Raw genomic sequence first — 20,616 nt, forward strand, 5'->3', positions numbered from 1 at the left:
TTATTTAGATTTTACAGTGATACCGAAGACATTACGGCTAGATAAATAGCACCCGCAGCTAAGATAGAAGCGACTATGGCAAGTACCATACTTTTGTTTTGCTTGATCGATGCAAAAACAGATAAGACTAATACAATCGCACCTGCTAGCCAAACAAGACTCATCATTGAGAAGTTAAAGAACAACATCGGATTTTCGCCTGGAACAATACCCGAGAATAGAGTAAACAGTTTAGAAGGCTCTTCCATCTTTAACGTATCCGCTACATCATGAGGTGGTGTTTGCTGAGTCATCACTGCTGTTGTTACAAAAGCAAGAAATAAGAAAATCCCTTCTGCTTTAATCCATTTGTTAAGCGCTATTCCAGTCGTACCTTCCTTCAATCTCTTCTTTAGCCATATTCCGTTGATCAGGCTATAGACCACAATAATCAACAAAAGAATGTGTTTGATCAACAATGCTTGTCCATAGTCTAACAAATAACTGTTCACATATTGAGGAACGATATAGTTCATTAACCACAAGCCTGCACCAATCACAGTAACTAAGCAGCCCACAGCCAAAGGTGTAAACCATTTATAGAATGAAAGATTTGGCCCTTCCCCTTTGCTAAAATACCCACTTACGAGAAGTACACCTGACCAAGTGATCACAGCTATAAAATGCAACGAGTGAGCTAAGAATCCTAAAGATTCTAGACTTGCTGCATGACTCGCATAACCGACAGAGATTCCCATTCCAGCTGTCAAAAAGACGACTAATCCGGCAAAGAATCGATCTTCTTTTATATCATTAAATAAAACCATGAAGAACAAAAGAACAGAAATTCCGGTTAAGAAAAGCCAACCCTTTCCTACTTCAAAACTAAAAACGATATTTTGAAACGTCATCCAATATCCGAAATCTTCTCCAAGATGCATCGTAAGTCTAATAAGCTCCCCGATCCCAAACAATGGTGTGAAAACTATTAAAAGTAAGATAAGCTTTTTGGAAAAAAAGATTTCCGGACGGCTTTCTCGTGGAACTGAATATAAGATAAACGCACCCATTAACAAGGCAAAACAAACATATAACATGGCTTTAGCGACAATAAACATGAAATAAGCTCCTTCGTAACGATCTAAGCTTTATTGTATCAGGGATTTGGGAAGTAACAAAAGTTTAAGAATGACAATAAAATGAAATTTTTATATAAAAAAAAGCTAACAGAACAGCGTCTTTCTCGCCTCTGTTAGCTTTCTCATAAAATTATCGGTTTCCTCTTTGCACGACTTTGGATAGAAATTTTACTCCATCACCATAGCTGAATTTCCTTGCAGCACGTCTAAACTCTTTCAACCCTTTACGAGTAACGTTGAAATATGGATCAATGAGTCCTTCTTCTTTTAATTGATTCGCCGTTTCAATCGTGATAGAGTGCTGAATTTCTCTCATCTTGTGATTGAATTGCTCTAAACTCGCATTTAATACAAACTCTTTGCCTAATAACTGGACGATATCTTTCGCGTTTCCAGTGTGAGCAGTTTCTTCATCTATGTATTCTTCTTCAACATATTCTTGTTCGAACTCTTCTATATCTTCTTGTTCTCGTTCTTCTAAAGGTTCTAATAATGTTGTAATTCGAATAATCTCTTGTTTTGCTAACATGATCTCTTTTTCTTTTTGCAGCAAATAATCTATGTAATCTTTTTTATCTTCTTCATGAAGGTCTTCCGTTACTAAACGGTTTTTCACTTCATTCTGAACTTGTTTCATACGTTTAATCTGCTCTTCTTGAGATAACAATTCTCGTACAAGCTCTTCTTCTTCAGATTCTGTTAATGTAACTTCATCGTTATCATCTTGTATGTAAACTTCTTCTACTCTCTGTTCTTGTGTTTCTGGCTCTAACTTACTTTTATTAGCCATCGGCATAACAGACTTTCCAGCCGAAACAAAAGCCATGAGTGCTTCATTTACTTTCACATAAAAAATACTGCAGATCCCGATTGCAAAAACAGCTACAAGAAATGCGAGCAAGTCTGAAAAATGAAACGTAAATTCTGTAATCACTAACTTGTACATAAATACTAGCGATATTAGACTGATTAGAATAATTTTGAACCAATGATTACGAATTTTAATTTTCTCATCTGTTGTCTTCAAATCAATTGCCCCCTTTAAATCGTTATCCCTATAAAGGAATAACCATATAAACATTCGCCATGCTTTTCTTTTTTTGTCCGCAGAAACCAAAAAAAAACAGCCATCCAAACTACGGAAAGCTGTTCATTCACACTATTCAATAACTCCTGTTTCAACTACATCTACTTCAGTTGTTAAATGTATTTTCATTGAAGGATATTGTTTTTGAAATACTTTGTAATCCCAACCTTTTTCTCGCCTTCTCACTTGATCACCTAGTCCAAGAGGATCTACTTGCAATTCTTGAAACTTCTTCACGATCCCTTGTGCTTCATCTTGTAATTGTCTTCTTAACGTTTTTTTAATAAGAGCAATGTTTTCCGGCTGCTCTAGGTTCAACCAATGCGGATACTCATGAATCTCACCAAGAATCTTCATCTTCACATTAAACTGAGGTACGCCATTCACCTTTTTAATATCGTAGGTTGTCGTTCCTTTAATGTTCCGAATTACAGCATGTCCCTTCCTCTTATCTTTCTTGATTTCCACCTCATAATTACCTGATTTAGAGCCGTCCAGAAGAACTTTAAAAGCAAATGATTGTCTGTGATTTAGTTTACCAACATACTTATCTCTTTTAAATAAAGCGACTCCTTCAAGCTGAATCGATTTTTTATGTGTTTTTACGATTGGTAAGAAAGGATCCATTCCTTCTCCATAATAGCTGTACAGAAACACGTGCAGATTTGTTTTCGGCAGATTCTCACTCTTAATATTCTGATCGAGTAGATCGGCCAAATACATGGATGGGAGAGCAGAAGCGGTATATTTCTTAGTTAACAGTTCATTCGTATTGCCATCTACTACAGTCAAAAAAAGTCGATTTCCTACGTTAGGATCTCGATAAAGGGAATTCACGATCTCTAGAATCCCCTTTTCAGCAAAACGATCATTGAACAATACTACACGAAGCTGCCCTGTCGTCAAAGTTTTAGGTGATTGTGTATTTAGTTTAGACCTTATAAATCGACTCGTGTGTGATACAGCTGATAATGTTTCAACTCGAACATTTCCATCCATATTAAACACAGGGTACGTAATCGTACCTTGAATACTTTCATCCGGCTTTTTATCAAAACCGATGGCATGTATGAGCTGGACTTCATCAATGATCTCTTTTGGTACACATCCTGTGAGAATTAAGATGAGAAAAAGAATACAAAGCGTATATTTTTTTTTCATTCGTCGATGTCCTTTTTCTTTCTCATTTCTTTCACTTTATCTTTAGATGGCAGTGTAGTTCCTAATGAGATTGGACGCTTCAATAGCCTATTATAGGGCAGTCGAAAAATCGTATCCGTCATATCTAATAATCGAGGCGGATAGATTGGCTGTAAATATGGCCTGCCTAATGATTCTAGTCGCAAAAGATGGACGAGAATAAACGACATTGCCAATACAATTCCCACCCCGCCCCAAAGTGCCGCAAAAAAGATGAATGGAAAACGGAGGATACGAATCGTATTCGCCATTTTATAGATGGGTGTCGTAAACGATGCTAGTGCAGATAAAGAAACGATGATCAAAAGAATATTACTCGTTAATCCCGCTTCAACAGACGCCTGTCCGATTACGATACCTCCTACGATTCCCAGTGTCTGACCAACTTTCGTAGGAAGACGTGCACCTGCTTCCCGCAACAACTCAATCGTCAATTCTAAAAACAACACTTCCAATATAGGTGGAAATGGAATGTTCACGCGTGACGAGATCAAAGGTGCTAATAGATCTTTAGGTATCATCTGATAGTGGTAAGTGAGTACGGCGACATAAAGCGGTGTTGCAAAAGTTGAAAAAATAACCGAAATAAAGCGGATGAATCGGAACAATGATCCCAAGAGCCATGATAGATAATAATCTTCTGGTGATGCAAAGTATTCCGAGATACCCGTTGGACCTAGCAGGGCTTGAGGCGAACCTTCTGAGAGAATCGCAATTTGACCATAATTCAACATGGCTACAACCCTGTCTGGTCGTTCGGTTGTGATGAGCTGCGGAAAAACCGATTTCGTATTATCCGATATGATCTGTTCTAAGTACGAACTATCCGGAATGACTTCCAGCTCAATATCTTTAATTCGTTGCATAACAGTATTTAAGTTCTCTTTTTCAGCAACACCTTCTAAATACGCGATAATAACTCGTGTCTTTGAAAATTTCCCGAGTACTACTTCTTTAAACCGGAGTTCAGGAACTGGCAATCGTCTACGAATCAGATACAGATTGCTATCTAAGTTCTCAATAAAAGCTTCTTTCGGTCCAATAACAGAAAACTCAATTTCAGAAACAGATACGGGCCGGTTAGTAGCAAAGTTCTCTGCCCGAATGACCGCACATTCTTCATCGTATTCACCGAGTTGAACCACGATAAAACCGCGTAACAACTTGTTTTGAATCTCTTTTATATCATTAGTAATCGTAACGCTCTCGATTGGTAAGATATCTTTTAAATCTTTAATGTGTCTAAAATCTTTGCTATGTATTAAATACGGAAGCAGGTCTCGATGGAGCAATTCTCCATCGATCATCGCTTTATAATAAGAAATATAAATATGATGATGTACCGTCTTTTGAGGATAATGGATAAAATCAGCAGACTCCTTCGCATTATCTACTAGCTCTCTAATATCGCTATACGTATTATCCGATAGATCGATCGTATGACTCTGCTCTTTCGACTTCTTTTTAAACCATTTCATCATGACGACTCACACCTCTTTTCTACTTCTTAATATGAGATGAGGTGTATGGAAATATACAAAAAAAGCATTCCAATCCATGACCGGAATACTTTTTGATAATTACGAAAGACAGTTGATTAAAGTGCCCCTAGAAGCTTTTCGCAAACCAAAACAGTTTTTTGAAAAAGATTTTTCCTAAAAGGGTGATGCTTATCGTCTCTTTTGCTTTTACTTCATTGACAGGTTTATTGAAGTGGAAGTGCGAGACTCCTGCGGGACAGGTAGGCAAGTGAGACACTTATACGTGAAACGTACGAATGTGGCTCACCGCCTGCCCCGCGGAAAGCGAGCATCTGTAACGGAAATCAACTACATTCAGAAGCAACATTGAAGTATGCCAAAATAGCTTTTAAAAAGTATTTATACAAGAGCAGTTTCTATATTGTGACTTATAAATGTCCCTACATCTTCACCGTTACAGATCTTAAGAAATGATCCTTCTTGGTTAAAATCAAAGAGGTGAATCGGCAATCCATGGTCACGCGCTAAGATAAGAGCGGATTGATCCATCACTTTTAAATTATTTCTGATAGCTTCGTCATATTGCAAAGTTGCGTATTTTCTTGCTTGTTTGAAACGATTAGGATCACTATCATACACACCATCCACACCTTGCTTAGCACATAGAATCGCATCACAGTTCATCTCTAGCGCTCTTTGAACCGCCGGATAGTCAGTAGTAACGTAGGGTTGACCATTCCCTCCAGCAAAAATGACGACGTATCCTTTGTTTAAATGATGTACCGCTCTTAAGCGAATATATGGTTCCGCTACGGCACTGATGGGAACAGAACTCATCACTCTTACTTCTTGGTCTATTTTACTTTTCAAAACCCCTCTAAGCATCAAGCTATTGATGACCGTTCCAAGCGTTCCGATCTGATCAGCTTCTACTCTTTCAATTCCCCAATACTCTGCTAAATTACCTCTGAAAATATTTCCTCCACCCACAACGATAGCCACTTCAATCCCTTTTTCAAGAACAGATAATACTTCTTTTGCAATGTGATTTAAAGAAAGGTGATCAAAACCTGATCCTTGTTGCCCAGCAAGTGCCCCACCACTTAATTTAATCAGTACTCGTTTATAACGCATCTGCTTTTCCTCCTTCTTCATACACACAGAGAAAACGGTATACAAAAAAAGAACAAACGACAATAAATATGTCATCTGTCCTTTCGAATAAGATGGATTGTAAGGAAATGAGTACTTTTATATCGTGTTCCCTTCATTACAATCCCTCCTCTTTTCTTCTTTCCAACATTATATACAAAAATTTGAATTTGGGTGAAATTTTACTGATTTTTTTTATAAATCCCTTCCTATGTCCATCGAAACTCGTAAAACGAAAAAAATTAGTTTTAAAACTTCTATATATAGACAAGTGTCATATGCACTTTTAAAACTTGTTACATATAATGCATGGACAAGAAATAGTCAATACCATTACCAGGAGGCAATATTTTGAATTGTAAAAACAAACTCTCACCTCGAGAGCTTGCCAATTTATTATGTAAGCATGTAACAGTCAGAGCAGGGGAAGATGTAGAAGAATCCGGCAAATTAGTCTGTGTTGGAAGAGACTTTATAGCAATCAAGACAGATGACAGAGAGGTTCTTTACTTTCCTTTAAATAATGTAAGATCCGTTTCAGTAGCAACAGACAGAAACTGTTGCAACACAGATCGTAAGAAAGTTTGTAATGATACCTTCCAAAGCATCTTACGAAAACTGATCAACTGTAAAGTAAGAGTGAATGACGGTAGTGACGATGATGGTGAAGTTGAAGGCGTTCTAACTCGTGTTAACCGTACATCCATCCAAGTCGTAGAAGACGACGAACTCGTAATCATCGCGATCGGCTCTATCAACTTTATTACGCAAGCAGGCGAAATTGGTGACGACGAAAGCAGCAACTGTAGAATCTTATGCTGTAAAAAAGAAAAACCTTGCTGCAAGAAAAAAGAAAAATGCAAGCCAGAATCTTCTTCAAGTTCAAGCTCGAGCTCTAGTTCTAGTTCTAGTTCTAGTTCATCTGTAGTATGGTGCAAACCTGAATCTTCATCTTCATCTTCTTCTTCTTCCAGTTCTTCTGTACTGTTGTGCAAAAAAGAATCTTCATCTTCATCTTCTTCTTCTTCTTCATCCTCATCTTCTAGCTGGTGTAAAGAGTCTTCCTCAACACACGATCATTGGAAGAAAAAGAAGCACAAGAAGAGAAACTCTGAAGATCTAGAATCTAGAGGCTGGTTCAAGCTTTAATCATAATGAAGCTGTTCAAAAGTTTTTACTTTTGACAGCTTTTTTCAATTTCATCCATTCATGATAGATGAGTTAGAAGCATCGAACATAAAAGACCTAGAGAAGTTATAAAACCCGCGGCTACTCCCGCATCTTCATGTGCTTCAGGAAGCATGGTTGACGCTACCATCGCCATGATGGCACCTCCTGCAAAAGCACCGATCAACGATAGTGAAGCTACAGAAGCATTCTCTAACAAGAGATATCCCAAAAAAGCCGCGAGTGCAGATATGGCAAAAACAGAAAGCCACATACCAAGAATTTTTCGACGCGAAAATCCTTCTCTTAACAACCCTATTGAACTTGAAAGCCCTTCAGGAAAGTTGCTTAAAAAAATGGCCACGACAAGGAGCCAGCTTACTTTGCTATGATCGATCAAGCTTGCACCAATCAAAACAGATTCTGGAATGGCATCTAACAATGTGCCAAGGAAAATAGCCATGCCTACCCCTTTGGTTTTCTTATCGCCTGACTTCTTCCTTTCATGGCCGCCTTTTTTGGCAAGAAAACTATTAATGCCCGTAAAAATCGCTGCTCCTAAAATAAAGCCGGAAGAAGTAACGATTAAATCGCTCTGCTCTACTGCCTCGATCAAAAGTTCAAACGAAACAGCACCTATTAAAATTCCTGTTCCAAAAGCCATGATCCAAGCAGTCCATTTTTTAGGAATTCGAAAAGCTAGGGCTGTAAAACATCCTAAAAGTACAGCAGAACCTGCTATACCTCCCCAAAAGGCGGCTAGTAGCATCCTGTTTAACTCCTTTCCTACTTAATCTCACTTCATTACATCCTTTAATAGCATTTATAGTTCAGTTGACAAAAACGTGATTAAAAACGACTCATAAAGGGATAGTTTCACCTCTATGAGCCGATTTCATTCTATTTTCAATTACTCATTTCGTTTTGGATTATTGTTTATACCAAATTCTTCACTAGGTGTGTTTAAATGATCGAACTGACGATCTTTTGCAATCGTATGAGGTTTATGAATATCCACATCGATAAGATTGCTTTCCGGTTTAGAAGAGTCTGTTCTAAAATCTTTTAGACTCGTCTTGTCTTTCCATTCTGCTGGGTCTGGACTTTGAATCGTTGTCTCTTCCATTTTTCGACTCCATTTATTAAGCGTTCGCCCAGCCGCTTCACGACCACCCAGTCCGAATGCTAGACCAAACGCAATCGTAAAACCACCTAGTATGAGAATAAATGCAGCATTTACGATCGTTTTCGCTACTCCAAGCTGATCAAGAGCCATAAAGAAAGCAAGTGTAATAATCGTATACTTCGCGATGTTGCCAAGTAGCTTGCCTTCAGTTTGTTGTTTGATCATACTCTGAACAACGCGTTTCACAAGGTCTCCAGCATAGAACCCGATTCCTAGTATCAACACAGCTGTTAACACCATCGGGATATATGCAAGTACCACGGATAGTATGTTAACTAAGCTCTCTAGCTTAACAAGCTGCAGGGCTTCAATCGTAAACAGCAGCACCACAACGACTTGAGCCGCATATCCAATCATTTCAGAAATCGTAAATGTCTGATTGGTTTTATGAAGTGATCCAAGACCCATCTTATAAAAGATGCCATTGAACCCAACTCGTTCTAATAAAGAGGTAACAGCTTGTTTTACCCATTTTCCTAACCATAATCCGACTGCTACTAAAAGGATCGCAACAATGATGTTTGGAATCATGTCCATGATCTGACCTAACATACCGATTGCAGGTCCAGAAATACCATTGATATCAAGTGTTTCTAGAGCTGAAATAACAACTGGAATTAAGATAAATACATACACGATGGTCCCGATGATTTGAGAAAGAGATGTCTTTTCAAGTGCACGTTCGGCACCTAGTTTTGAAGCTAAACGATCTGTACCAATGCTCTGTAAGAAGTTCACAATGATTTCTTTAACGATTTTAGCAACCAACCACCCTACAAAAAGAATGATTGCCGCTCCGAGCAGTTTTGGTAAGAATGCGAAGAGGCCCGTTAGCATGCCTTCCAATGGTTCAGAAATGGCATCAATGCCTAATGCAGATAATACTGCTGGTAGGAACAATAACAATGTGAGGTAAAATACAGCTTTTGATGCTGAGAAAACAGCCTTGTCAGATTGAGAAGGGTCACGAGTCAACTTCCAACGGTGTAATAACCTTTCAAATCGGGTATTCTGGCCTAACTTTCTGACTAATATCGATAAACCAGAGGCGATCAACCAAGCTACTGCCGCGATTAGTGCAGCTTTTAGTAAATTAGGAATCGCTGCCGCAATCACACCTAAAGCATTTGATATTGGTTGTGCGACATACGGAAGACTAAGCATGTTTAAGAACATGACAATGGCTACTGCCATAAGGATCCAAAATACAACCTTACTGATTACTTCTTCAAAAGAATACTTGCTGGTGCGCGTTTGTTGCACTTGATCTTCATGGGTATCAGGCTTCATCCACCTCAAGACTTTGTTGTCAAAATTCGTTTTGTGTAATGCTTTTTTTACTGCTTTTGCAACCAATGAGGCGATCAGCCAACCAATTAATAAAACTAAAATAGCAAGAAGCAAATCTGGCAATCTACCTAAATAAGCCATCCAAGAATCTGTAACTCCATTGTAATCGTACATGTTCGTCCTCCTTTTTCTCATTTAATAAGGCTGTTTTTCTATTGACTGTTGCTCTTTGTAGTAATTGATCTCCGTTTCAGATACTCGCTTTCCGCGGGGCAGGCGGTGAGCCACATTCGTACGTTTCACTTTTAAGTGTCTCACCTGCCCACCTGTCCCGCAGGAGTCTCGCATCTTACACTTCAATCAATATTCAAAGAAGGAAAAGACAAAAGATAGATACAACAATTTTCTAAAAACAGAGCCTTTCATAAAAACGTCTACATTAGCTCTACTTTCCCAAAGCAGGAATTCGTTAAACTAGAGCTTTCTATCCGGAAACAAGGATATATTTTACATTTGACTTACTTTTAGGTATACTTAGTGCAACCGTTTTCAAAAAGGAGAAGGATAACATGTGGATTTCTATCACTCAATCAAACTAACTTCATATCCCTTCATAACCTGACGCGTTTTTTTTGGTGAGCAAAAAATTACATATGCACACATATCCGCAGGTATTTGTCTGTGGTTTTTTTGTGTCCATTTTTAAGGAGAACGAACATGATCGTCGTAAAAGATTTAGAAAAACATTATAAGATTGCAAAGCGAGATCCTGGATTAAGAGGAGCTATAAAATCGTTGTTTCATAGGAAATTTGAAACGAAAAAAGCTGTTAAAAAAATCAACATGCACATTGAAGCGGGAGAGATGGTTGGCTACATCGGTGCGAATGGTGCTGGCAAATCGACAACGATTAAGATGTTGACCGGTATTCTCACACCGACTTCTGGTGAGGTAAAAGTAAACGGCATCATTCCTTACGAGAACAGACAACAAAATGCGAGTCATATTGGTGCCGTTTTCGGTCAGCGCACACAATTATTCTGGGATATTCCGGTCAGAGAAAGCTATGAACTTCTTAAACACATTTACGAGATTCCACAGGCCCAATATGATGAAACTTTAAAAGAGTTCATTGATGTTCTTCATTTAGAGCCATTGCTAGGCATCCCTGTAAGGCAGCTTTCGTTAGGACAAAAGATGCGTTGTGAACTTGCTGCCGCTTTTTTACACCGTCCAAAAGTAGTCTATTTGGATGAACCTACCATAGGATTGGATGTAGCGGTTAAGGTTCGAATTCGCGCTTTCATCAAACAGATGAACGCTAGATACGGCACCACTGTGCTTCTTACTACTCATGACATGCAGGACATCGAAGAGATCTGTCAGCGAATTATCATTATCGATGATGGAAGTGTGATCTATGATGGGTCGATTCAAGATATCAAATCGCAGTTTGGTGATAAGCGTGTTATTCATTTTGAGTTAGAAGATGCTGCTGATTCTTTTGTTTTACCGGAAGCAATAAGTGCCGTAACAGAGGTACTGCCAAAAAGCGATGAAGATCCTCATCTTGTATCCCTCTCGTTCAGCAATAAAAATATCTCTGGTGCAGAAGTCATCCATACGATGATGAATCATTATGCTGTTGCGGATCTAACCATCGCCGATGCAAAGATTGAAACAATTGTAGAAGAAATTTATGGAAGAGGCATGAAGAAGGAGGTCCAGCATGAGGAAATACTTTGAGTTTGCTAGAGTGCAGATGCAAGTACATGCTGCCTATTCCGCATGGTTCTGGGCTAATACTTTCTCCATTTTGCTACGGATGCTTGTTATCTATTTCTTTTGGAAAGCCGTGTACAGCAGCCGAACGGAAATAGAAGGACTACCATTCGATGGGATGATTACGTACATTATTATCGCTATGTTTTTACAGATGTTTGTTTCAGGTGTAGGTCAGGAACTAGCGCATACGATCAAAGATGGAAATGTTGCCATTGAACTGATGAGACCTTACAACTTAATCACTCGTTTAGTCGCTATGGATCTAGGTGATAAAGTTATTCATTTCGTACGTGGGGCGCTTCCTTTAAGCATTCTTGCATTTATATTTATGGATATCACCCTTCCAACCACATGGCAAGCTGGTCTATTATTCTTACTCAGTGCCTTTATGGGTATTTGGATCGGTACTTTTTTTGATCTATTAATTGCGATTCTAGCTTTTTGGACCATAAATCTTTGGGGTCTACAAGTTATGAAAGAAGCCGTTATCTCCTTTTTTTCCGGCGCACTCGTCCCACTTATCTTATTTCCTGAGTGGTTTCAAACGATCAGCCTTTTTCTGCCGTTTCAAGCGATGGTCTATGTACCCGTTGCCATCTACACCGGCATCCTGACAGGTACAGAAGCTTGGCTTGCGCTCGGATCACAAATTTTTTGGGTAGTTTCACTCTTTATTCTATTAAGGATATTATGGTCGATTGCGATAAAAAAAGTTACTATTTTCGGAGGTTAGGAGGTGGCACGCATGCTATCAAGGTATACAAAATTATATTATTTATTTTGCAAACAAAACTTAAAAGTTATGTTGGAGTACCGAATGGATTTTTTACTAGGCGTCCTTTCTGTCATGCTTCAGCAGTTTGCAGGAATCTTCTTCGTAAAAATTGTATTTGATCATATCCATGCTTTGAACGGTTGGACCTTTTATGAAATTTTATTTATTTACGGAATTGCCGCCACAGGCCGCTCGATTCATCATATCTTCTTTGATAATCTGTGGACACTTGGCTGGCAGTATATTCGACCAGGCAAGTTCGATCGTCTTTTGATCAGACCGATCAATCCGCTGTTTCATTTTATTGCCGACCGCTTGCAGCAAGATGGTTTTGGCCAGTTGTTCATCGGGATTATCGTCATTGGTACAGCTATGCCACACTTAGGCATCTCATGGGGAATCCTTGAATTTTTTATACTTGTTATTATGATCATCTCATCCGGTTTCATTTTTGTTGCGATCAACCTCTTCTTTGCGACATTGTCGTTTTGGATGGTCGACAGTCTGCCTATCGTTTGGACGATCTTTAATCTAAGTGATTTTGCTCGGTATCCTTTAACGATCTATCATAAGGGAATCCGTCACTTCCTAACGTGGATCGTTCCTTATGGGTTTACTGCATTTTATCCTGCAGCATATTTTATCAAAGGTTCAGGATTTGAAAGATTGGCTCTATTAACACCTGTTGTCGCCATCTTCTCTTGCATCATTGCATACTGGTTTTGGAATAGAGGGCTCAAGGCATTTACGAGCACAGGAAGTTAAATGAAAAGCTGGCACCTTATCAGTTGCGATGAGGTGCCAGCTTTGTTTTTAATAGCCTTACTTTTTAATAACTCCACACAATACACGGTCTCCTGAATTTCCTGAAGGATCTGTTTTATAATCATCCGCCTTGTCATGAATCACAAGTGATGTTCCACCGTTAGCAAAAAGCGAGTTGTCACTGCCTTCTGAAAGCGTCACGAGGTTGGATACTACTTCGTCTTTTACGACTCCGCTTTTATCAGCCTTCACATTTTGAATATCACCTACATGTGGTCCTTTCGGATTCAAAAATCCATGCTTCTTTTCGGTAGGATTAAAGTGCGCTCCCGCTGACTTGAAATCTGGTGGTGTACACTTTGCTGTTTCATGAAAATGAATGCCGTGTTCACCTGGCTTTACCCCAGTCGCGTTCACTTCGACCTTAACGCCATCTCCTGTCTGAGTTAACGTTGCTTCTCCCGCTTTATCTCCTTTTGCATTAACAAGGTTAACGATATAAGAACCGCCTTTTACCTTACTAGATGCAGCTTGAGATTGCGCTTCAGCTTTGGATTCTTCCATATCATGATTTTTGTGTTCGTCTTCTTTATTTTTGTTTCCACATGATGCGAGTAGGAGTAAGAGCAACATGTAGAACAAAACCATTCCTAATTTTTTCAAAGCGATTTACCTCCTGATGATTAACGAATAGTACATTTTCCGCCCAATCATCAGAACTTTAAACCTTCATTTTAAAAAAAGTGTTTCAAGTTCCACCTCGTTCACGTTTTCTCCATCATATTCAACAAAATAGCCTTTCGCGTGATCTCTCGAACTTACAACTTTATATAATTCGCCATTCACAAAGTGCAGTCCCGCACCGTCGTCTGCAGCATACCCTGGTTTTAGTCCATTCTCAATGAGTTTATGATAAGCGGGTCTTCGCTCTTTTTCTCCATCATAATGCGGACAATGACTTCCTGAAATGAAGCCTAAACACTCAAGTTTAGCTAATGGGCCGAACGAATCGGTTACGCCTTCTTCAAACCAGCAGAGAGATCCCGCGCTGAGTCCTGCTAAGATCTTTCCATCTTCATATGCTTTCTTTAAAAGAACATCTAGTCCCCATTCTTTCCATAGTGCTAAAAGATTCTTTGTATTGCCTCCTCCTACGTAAAAAACATCTTGCTGCTCTACAAAAATCTCCAAATCCTTGGGTGGTGAAAATAAAGAAAGATGTGTAGGTTCACACTCTTCTGATTGAAACGCTGTATAGAATCGTTCGATATAACCATCTGAATCTCCACTTGCTGTAGGAATAAAACAAATGCGAGGTCGATCAGCCTTACTTTGCTTCAGAATGTAGCGATCTAATCTCTTATTTTCTGGCTCCATGGAAAAGCCCCCGCCACCCATAGCAATAATCTGTTTTCTGATGTTTTGTTTCATATGCTCATTCACTCCTCTGTTATATTCTTTTCGATCTGTAGCGGAATTTATCCTTTAAAGTTGAGTCTTACATAAAAGGAAAACACCCGCCAAATTTTCATATCGGCGGGTGCTCTATTAAACATCTCTTCTTAAAGCTTTTAATACATCAACTGTGGTAGCTTTGGCTGCTGGCCGCCAACCAGAGAGTAAAGTTACACTCATACAAATCGTTACGGCGATTGCAGTCAGACTCCATGGAATATAAGATAAAATAAAATCTTCAGGTGGCTTTTCGTTCATAACCTGTTCAACGATGATAGGAAGCGCAAAATTGACTCCATAGCTGATGAGATACGCTAAAATGGTCCCTAAGCCCACTCCCCATAATCCGATATATCCACTCTCTAAAAGAAAGATGCGCTTGATCGTTTTTGGTGTTGCGCCAATCGCTTTCATGATACCGATGTCTTGAGAGCGCTCCGTAACAGCCATCGTCATCGTATTAAATATTCCAATAGAAGCAATGAGGACGGCAATACCACCAATGAAAATCAAGCCCGCTTTAAACAATGTGAAATAGATGTTCAGTTCTTTTAGTTCGCTAACTACAGAATACGTGAGATAACCTTCATCTTTGATCTTTTCGGATACTTCTTTAACCTCTTCGGCTGATGAAGTGTATACTTTGACAGTACTATATGAATCGTCACTGTTCTTAAGCTCAGGATCCATCTCACTCAATAGAGGCATAATTTCATCACGAAGATCATCCGTAATTAACACCGAACTGTCGATCATCCATTCTTTTTTTGGTTTCTCCTTGATCCCCACCACTTTTACTTGTACCGTTTTTATCTCGGCATCTATTTTACTCTCTGGCTGATCTACCTTCATATGATAAGTTAATGTTTGATTTAACAAATCTCTATCATAAGCTAATTCCTTAATCTTCTTTTGTGCCTCTTCCTCACTCATTCCTTCTGTAAAGTTTTCAGGCATCTCTTTTCTTAATTCTTGAGCAAAATGGTGTCCGATAATAACCTCATTTTTACTCTTGGGCATTCTTCCTTTTTCAAGCTGCAATCCCGCTTTTCTCTCAGAAGGTATATTTGCACTGTTTACTTCAGCATATACTGTGTATTCTCCTAGTGACATTTCGCTCGCAGGTACATATTTCTTTCCACTAACCGCTTTAACATTTTTAACCTTTTCAAGATTTTTCACGTCTTTCTCAACTAAAGGACCGTTTTCTTTCTGTATTTCGATCTCGTTCATCAACCGATAGCTCATCACATCATCTATGGCTGTCTTATGTATCGCAAAACCTACAGAGGCCAGCATGATTAAAAAAGCACACCCCATCGTAGATGCAAGTATTGTCATCCATACACGGGTCTTGTTTCTTTTCATATTACTTTTTACAAATCGATGTTTATCTTTGAACTTCATGAAGCATGCTCCCTTCTCTTAAATAACCGTCTCTAATTTCCACTTTTCGATGAGCAATTGAAGCTACTTCATGGTCGTGTGTGATGATTAAAAATGTAATTCCATCTTTTTCATTCAATTCTTTTATAAAGTTTAATAGTTCTTTTTCGTTCTCAGAATCAAGACTACCTGTTGGTTCATCTGCCAAGATAAGAGGCGGATTCAAGATTAGTGCACGGGCTATACTTACGCGTTGCTGCTGACCTCCTGAAAGTTCTCCCGGATAGTGGCTTTGATACTGCTCAAGTCCGACCCTCTTTAACATTTTCATCGTTTGGTCTTTTCTATCTTTTTCGCTAACGCCTTTAAGTACCAATGGAAGTTCTACATTTTCATAGGCAGTCATGCTAGGAATCAGCTGAAAGCTTTGAAAAATAAAGCCTAGATGCTCTAAACGAAATTCAGCCCATTTTGATTCAGATAGTTTGCTGACCTGCTTTCCATCAATCACGATCTCTCCTGTTTGCGACCTAATAAAGCCAGAGATTAAGTTTAATAGAGTCGACTTTCCTGATCCGCTTCTTCCTATGATCGCTACAATTTCACCTTCTGCTACTTGCAGATCGACATGATGCAGAACCGGTACGACATTCTCTTTTTCTTTCTTACCAATTTTGAACGCGTATGATAAATCCCTTACAGATATCATGTTGACACCCCTTTATGTATTAAGTGTACTATTCGTTATAATACACATATACCATTATATTTCATCAGCTGTCAATACATTCCAAGTAACTTTTTAAAGAAGGATTTAAAGGGAAAGAAGAGTATAGGTAACAAAGGCATACATCTAGGAGGTACACATATGTTAAAGTGGCAAACAAAAGAGGGATACAAGAAATTATTAAAAGATTTGGTCTCGATCCCTAGCATTACCCATCACGATGGAGAACTGTTTATGGCGGAGCACCTCCACCATACGCTCTCATCACTAGACTATTTTTCGAAGCATCCTGATTACGTTCGCCATCATCCACTTCCAGATGGTCGAAAACTGATCACAGCATTTGTACAGAACGATCCTTCAATCAAAGAAACAATTATTCTGCTTAGTCATTTTGATGTTGTTTCAGTCGAAGATTTCGGGGAATGGAAGCATCTCGCATTTCGGCCAGAAGAACTAACTGAAAAGATCATCGAGAACAAAGAGCTACTTCATACCTTTGTTCAGGATGATCTGAATAGCGGCGATTGGCTCTTTGGTCGCGGCATCATGGATATGAAAGCTGGAGTTGCCCTTCATATGTCTATGATTGAAAAAGCAACAACCGGTCATTTTAAAGGAAACGTACTCATGATTTCTGTTCCGGATGAAGAAGTTCATTCTGAAGGAATGCTTGCGGGTGTCAGTGTTTTACGACAATTGCAAGAGGAGTATGATATCAAATACATCACATGTTTGAACGGAGAACCAAGCTTCACAAAATATCCTGGAGACACTTCTTCCTATATGTATACAGGATCCACAGGAAAGATACTGCCTGGTTTTCTATGTTATGGCAAAGAGACTCACGTAGGTGAGCCACTTGCAGGTATGAACGGAAATGTGATGGCTGCTGAGATTACAAGAGAACTAGAATGGAACGTTGATTATGTAGAGAAGTTTCGTGAGGAGGCTACTCCTGTACCAACCAACTTGATCCAAAAAGATTTAAAGGATCACTATTCTGTGCAAATACCACACGCAGCTGTAACGCTGTTTAATCTTATGTTGTTTAATCGATCGCTATCCGATATTACAGATATGTTAATAAGTAGTGCAAAAAGCGCAGCACTTCGATTAGAAGACCGTCTCTTTGAAAGAAGCAAAAATGTCTCTAAGATCGTACCTTTCACTCCGAAAAAAGAAAAAATCAAAGTACTGACTTTTAATGAACTCTATGAACATGCCGTAACGAAATATGGACAAGAAGAGCTTGATCGCAGAGAGAACATGCTTCAGACAAACAATCCGAACGCAGATGAGAGAGAGCTGACGATACAATATGTATTTGAGTTAGCAAGCCTTTGCAGAGACATTTCTCCGATGATCGTCTTGTTCTACACACCGCCTTTTTATCCAGCTGTATGTTCAAGCGAACATCCGCTTATTAAAGCCACTTCTGATGAGGTAGTCAATCATGCGAAAAATACGTTCAACAGCGAACTCGTTAATGTCCACTATTTTAGTGGCTTATCTGACTTGAGTTATATTGGATTTCATGGAGATTCTCGTGACCTGTCATCTTTCACAAGTAACTTCCCATTACTAGGATCTCGCTATCATATACCGTTTGATGATATGAGAGAACTCGATATCCCGGTCATTAATATCGGTCCACTCGGTAAGGATGCACATCAATGGACAGAACGGCTTGAGATCAACAAAGTTATGGATGAAACGCATCCGTTAATCATATTTGCGATGGAAACTTTATTTGATCAAGCAAAAAACCAGATCTGAGGAGATCTGGTTTTCTTATGCTTTAAAGTACATATCTTTAATGCTTTTGGCAATACCCTCTATATTGTTCGCTACTTGTTGTACACCATACCCCATATAAAGTGGTGACGTCACAAAACGAGGCATGATCTTGCAATATGTTCTGTCGTTATGTCTATAAAAGAAAAGATTATAACTTGTACAACTTCTATGGAAATGATTCAGCAAAAAATGAGTTCCAGCTTGAATACAGTCCGCGTATAAAGAAAGTTCTGCGTCTTTATCCCATATGACATTCAGTTCATAGAATCCAACTCTTGGTTCAGTCGATACGGTAAAACGGACCCCTTCTTTATCTAGGATCGTCAGTCCTTTGAACTGATTTTCGGAAAAATCATGAAGACAATCTACTTCATCTAATCCAATGATCTGCATATGAGGATGACGGATCGTTCCACCTGATAAAGGACCGTGGTTCTTAAAGAACATCACCGACGTGTATTTACCGCTGTTTAACATGTTCTCCCAATGTTTAAGACCAAAACGAAGGACTTTATAAAGATGCTCTTTTGAATAGTGTGAGAGTTCACCTTCACATTCATCTGTTTCAATCAAGACAGTTTGGAAGGCCCCGTCAAGAACGGTATATTTATTTTTCACTAGAATGATTGAATCTTGTTTATCCAAGACTTCCTCTAACTCATCGATACGACAAAACGGACAAGGTGTTTCTTTATTTCTTATACTATTAGGCTTTTGAGCTCCTACTTCTGTAAAAAAATTTATGTGTGTTTTTTTCATTCTTTTCACCGCTTTTGCTTGTTTCCTATCTATTTTCTAGCTGTTCTCATGAAAACCTTTAACTTATTGTTTAATTATATCTAGATACACGTTCCCATTTCAATATTCCGTCATGCTTATTAATAGAACCCAACCACTCGAAGTTCTGTTCAATATGCATCAGTTGTCTTAACATGTCGTCTTCAGATTCTAGCGTTGTGTAGACTTTTACATTAACATAGTTCCATAACTCCCCCAAATTCTTTTGCACTTCGTATGGCTCGTTCAACGTGAGGTGTGATACTTCTTTTAAATAGGATTCAGCAAGGAATATCTGTTTCTCTTGTGTTAGATCTTTGGGAAACGTAATAAAAACAGTAAGGGTATCTTTTTTTTGTGAGGCTACTACACCTGAAATCTTGTGATGGTTTCGCATATCATGTCGAGCTTTTGTTAAGATCGCTTGATTAACATAAGGAATTTTGGCTATTGATTGAGCTTCTTTTTTCTCTTGAAGCGAAAAAGGCATGCTCTCTGCAAATTGAATAAAAATAAAGATGAACGCTACGCCAAGAGCTAGACTTAAACTTTGATGAAACCAGTGATACCACATGCTTTTTGGTGCAGGAGGCTTATGGAGATTCCTTGTTCTCTGAAGGACTTTCTGTCTTTGTTCCTCTTTAAACGTTAGTGTTCTCATACGGCCGTTGTTCAATATTTCAGGCAGCTGCTTGAACGGATCTTCCATGGTCTCACCTACTCTTCTCCATTTTTCTTCGCAACATTTCTCTTCCTCGTTGAAGCAGTGTTCTGATCGTCGTTTCTTTCTTGTTTAAGATTTCACTGATCTCGCATACGGTTAATTCTTTATAATAGAAAAGAAGAATCACTTCCCGATATTTAAGAGGAAGCTTTAATACATGTTCTGCTAACGCTTCATGTTCACTTTTTTGAACGATCGAAAGTTCTGGTGTTAAAACAGAGGATGCTTTCGATTTCCCAAATCGGTCTATCACGTGAATGTATTTCTTCCATCCGCTTCTTAAATAATCTTTACACAAGTTTACAGTAATGGCATACACCCACGTTTTAACAGAGGAATCATTTCTAAAATTGTCTTTATGTATATAGCACTTCACAAATACTTCTTGTGCTAAGTCTTCAGCTAACTTTCGGTCTTTAACATATGTATAAGCTAGTCTTATCACTTTGTCTTGGTAAACATCCATGATCTGTACGACCCATTCTTCCTGACTCAGAGAGTGTGAATCTATGCCTTCATTATGAAATTCCCGATTGATCTTCAAGTCCTTCCCCCTCCTTTAACAGTTTCCTATGCTTTTGACGAATGATCGTGATAGTTTTACTCACTTTTTATCTCTTGCGTTACAAAATCTATTCGTCTATTAACCTTACGTTGCCTTCATTTTTGTAATGAAATCCCATTCTATGTACCTACTCTTTTATTCGTTTACCGCGCTGATATTACCTTTTTATTTCCTAA

Annotated in this window: 20 protein-coding genes; 5 read left to right on the plus strand and 15 right to left on the minus strand. The window is 38.7% G+C overall.

The window, feature by feature from the left end; genetic code table 11:
- Positions 1-11: 11 nt before the first annotated feature.
- From ABE65_RS16830 to pyrH, 5 genes are all read right to left on the minus strand, one after another.
- Positions 12-1,097, minus strand: a complete 1,086-nt coding sequence (locus tag ABE65_RS16830) for a copper resistance D family protein (RefSeq protein ID WP_066397402.1) — start codon at positions 1,095-1,097, stop codon at positions 12-14.
- A 151-nt stretch (positions 1,098-1,248) separates the two neighbouring features.
- The gene (locus tag ABE65_RS16835) at positions 1,249-2,145 is read right to left on the minus strand and encodes a hypothetical protein (protein WP_066397405.1); all 897 of its coding nucleotides are present in this window, start codon (positions 2,143-2,145) and stop codon (positions 1,249-1,251) included.
- A gap of 132 nt (positions 2,146-2,277) precedes the next feature.
- Positions 2,278-3,366, minus strand: a complete 1,089-nt coding sequence (locus ABE65_RS16840; RefSeq protein WP_066397408.1) for a Ger(x)C family spore germination protein — start codon at positions 3,364-3,366, stop codon at positions 2,278-2,280.
- Entirely contained in the window at positions 3,363-4,886 is a 1,524-nt protein-coding gene (locus tag ABE65_RS16845) for a spore germination protein (RefSeq protein WP_231887816.1), read from the minus strand. The genes ABE65_RS16840 and ABE65_RS16845 overlap by 4 nt, the downstream gene beginning before the upstream one ends.
- A 399-nt stretch (positions 4,887-5,285) precedes the next feature.
- Positions 5,286-6,020 carry a UMP kinase gene (gene pyrH, locus ABE65_RS16850; protein WP_066397410.1) on the minus strand — a complete coding sequence of 245 codons (735 nt, stop codon included), beginning with the start codon at positions 6,018-6,020 and terminating at the stop codon, positions 5,286-5,288.
- Positions 6,021-6,389: 369 nt separating this feature from the next.
- Between pyrH and ABE65_RS22095 the strand changes: the two genes are divergently transcribed.
- Positions 6,390-7,187, plus strand: a complete 798-nt coding sequence (locus tag ABE65_RS22095) for a hypothetical protein (RefSeq protein ID WP_066397412.1) — start codon at positions 6,390-6,392, stop codon at positions 7,185-7,187.
- A 58-nt stretch (positions 7,188-7,245) separates the two neighbouring features.
- Here the strand turns inward: ABE65_RS22095 and ABE65_RS16860 are convergent, their stop codons facing one another.
- The 3 genes from ABE65_RS16860 to ABE65_RS22340 form a co-directional block, all read right to left on the minus strand.
- Entirely contained in the window at positions 7,246-7,974 is a 729-nt protein-coding gene (locus ABE65_RS16860; RefSeq protein WP_066397414.1) for a ZIP family metal transporter, read from the minus strand.
- A gap of 141 nt (positions 7,975-8,115) precedes the next feature.
- On the minus strand, positions 8,116-9,855 hold the full coding sequence (locus ABE65_RS16865; RefSeq protein WP_082861475.1) for a mechanosensitive ion channel: 1,740 nt from the start codon (positions 9,853-9,855) through the stop codon (positions 8,116-8,118).
- A gap of 21 nt (positions 9,856-9,876) precedes the next feature.
- Complete coding sequence (locus ABE65_RS22340) at positions 9,877-9,999, minus strand: hypothetical protein (RefSeq protein WP_269148768.1); 123 nt, start codon at positions 9,997-9,999, stop codon at positions 9,877-9,879.
- A gap of 399 nt (positions 10,000-10,398) precedes the next feature.
- Here ABE65_RS22340 and ABE65_RS16870 point away from each other — a divergent pair, with 399 nt between their 5' ends.
- From ABE65_RS16870 to ABE65_RS16880, 3 genes are all read left to right on the plus strand, one after another.
- Entirely contained in the window at positions 10,399-11,427 is a 1,029-nt protein-coding gene (locus ABE65_RS16870) for an ABC transporter ATP-binding protein (RefSeq protein WP_066397416.1), read from the plus strand.
- A complete protein-coding gene (locus ABE65_RS16875; RefSeq protein ID WP_066397420.1) occupies positions 11,411-12,199 on the plus strand; it encodes an ABC transporter permease in 789 nt (262 codons plus the stop codon). The genes ABE65_RS16870 and ABE65_RS16875 overlap by 17 nt, the downstream gene beginning before the upstream one ends.
- An 84-nt stretch (positions 12,200-12,283) precedes the next feature.
- A complete protein-coding gene (locus ABE65_RS16880) occupies positions 12,284-13,006 on the plus strand; it encodes an ABC transporter permease (protein ID WP_231887817.1) in 723 nt (240 codons plus the stop codon).
- A 57-nt stretch (positions 13,007-13,063) separates the two neighbouring features.
- On the opposite strand, the gene ABE65_RS16885 is transcribed toward ABE65_RS16880, so the two are convergent.
- From ABE65_RS16885 to ABE65_RS16900, 4 genes are all read right to left on the minus strand, one after another.
- Positions 13,064-13,669: a superoxide dismutase family protein gene (locus ABE65_RS16885; RefSeq protein ID WP_082861477.1), complete on the minus strand. Its 606-nt coding sequence runs from the start codon at positions 13,667-13,669 to the stop codon at positions 13,064-13,066.
- Positions 13,670-13,735: 66 nt separating this feature from the next.
- Positions 13,736-14,437, minus strand: coding sequence for a Type 1 glutamine amidotransferase-like domain-containing protein (locus tag ABE65_RS16890; RefSeq protein ID WP_066397433.1), 702 nt, complete (start codon positions 14,435-14,437; stop codon positions 13,736-13,738).
- Positions 14,438-14,554: 117 nt separating this feature from the next.
- Positions 14,555-15,868 carry an ABC transporter permease gene (locus ABE65_RS16895; RefSeq protein WP_066397435.1) on the minus strand — a complete coding sequence of 438 codons (1,314 nt, stop codon included), beginning with the start codon at positions 15,866-15,868 and terminating at the stop codon, positions 14,555-14,557.
- A complete protein-coding gene (locus ABE65_RS16900; protein WP_066397438.1) occupies positions 15,852-16,556 on the minus strand; it encodes an ABC transporter ATP-binding protein in 705 nt (234 codons plus the stop codon). Before ABE65_RS16900 ends, ABE65_RS16895 begins: the two co-directional genes overlap by 17 nt.
- 159 nt (positions 16,557-16,715) lie before the next feature.
- Here ABE65_RS16900 and ABE65_RS16905 point away from each other — a divergent pair, with 159 nt between their 5' ends.
- Positions 16,716-18,353, plus strand: a complete 1,638-nt coding sequence (locus tag ABE65_RS16905; protein ID WP_066397441.1) for a M20/M25/M40 family metallo-hydrolase — start codon at positions 16,716-16,718, stop codon at positions 18,351-18,353.
- A gap of 15 nt (positions 18,354-18,368) precedes the next feature.
- On the opposite strand, the gene ABE65_RS16910 is transcribed toward ABE65_RS16905, so the two are convergent.
- The 3 genes from ABE65_RS16910 to ABE65_RS16920 all read right to left on the minus strand — a co-directional run bounded on the left by ABE65_RS16910 (position 18,369) and on the right by ABE65_RS16920 (position 20,419).
- Positions 18,369-19,133 (minus strand): DUF4931 domain-containing protein, encoded by a 765-nt coding sequence (locus ABE65_RS16910; protein ID WP_066397443.1) that lies wholly within the window; start codon positions 19,131-19,133, stop codon positions 18,369-18,371.
- Between the two features lie 70 nt (positions 19,134-19,203).
- Complete coding sequence (locus ABE65_RS16915) at positions 19,204-19,860, minus strand: hypothetical protein (protein WP_066397449.1); 657 nt, start codon at positions 19,858-19,860, stop codon at positions 19,204-19,206.
- Between the two features lie 4 nt (positions 19,861-19,864).
- Positions 19,865-20,419: a sigma-70 family RNA polymerase sigma factor gene (locus tag ABE65_RS16920; RefSeq protein WP_082861478.1), complete on the minus strand. Its 555-nt coding sequence runs from the start codon at positions 20,417-20,419 to the stop codon at positions 19,865-19,867.
- Positions 20,420-20,616 lie beyond the last annotated feature (197 nt).

It is taken from the genome of Fictibacillus phosphorivorans, assembly GCF_001629705.1.
In the GTDB taxonomy this organism is placed as follows: domain Bacteria; phylum Bacillota; class Bacilli; order Bacillales; family Fictibacillaceae; genus Fictibacillus; species Fictibacillus phosphorivorans_A.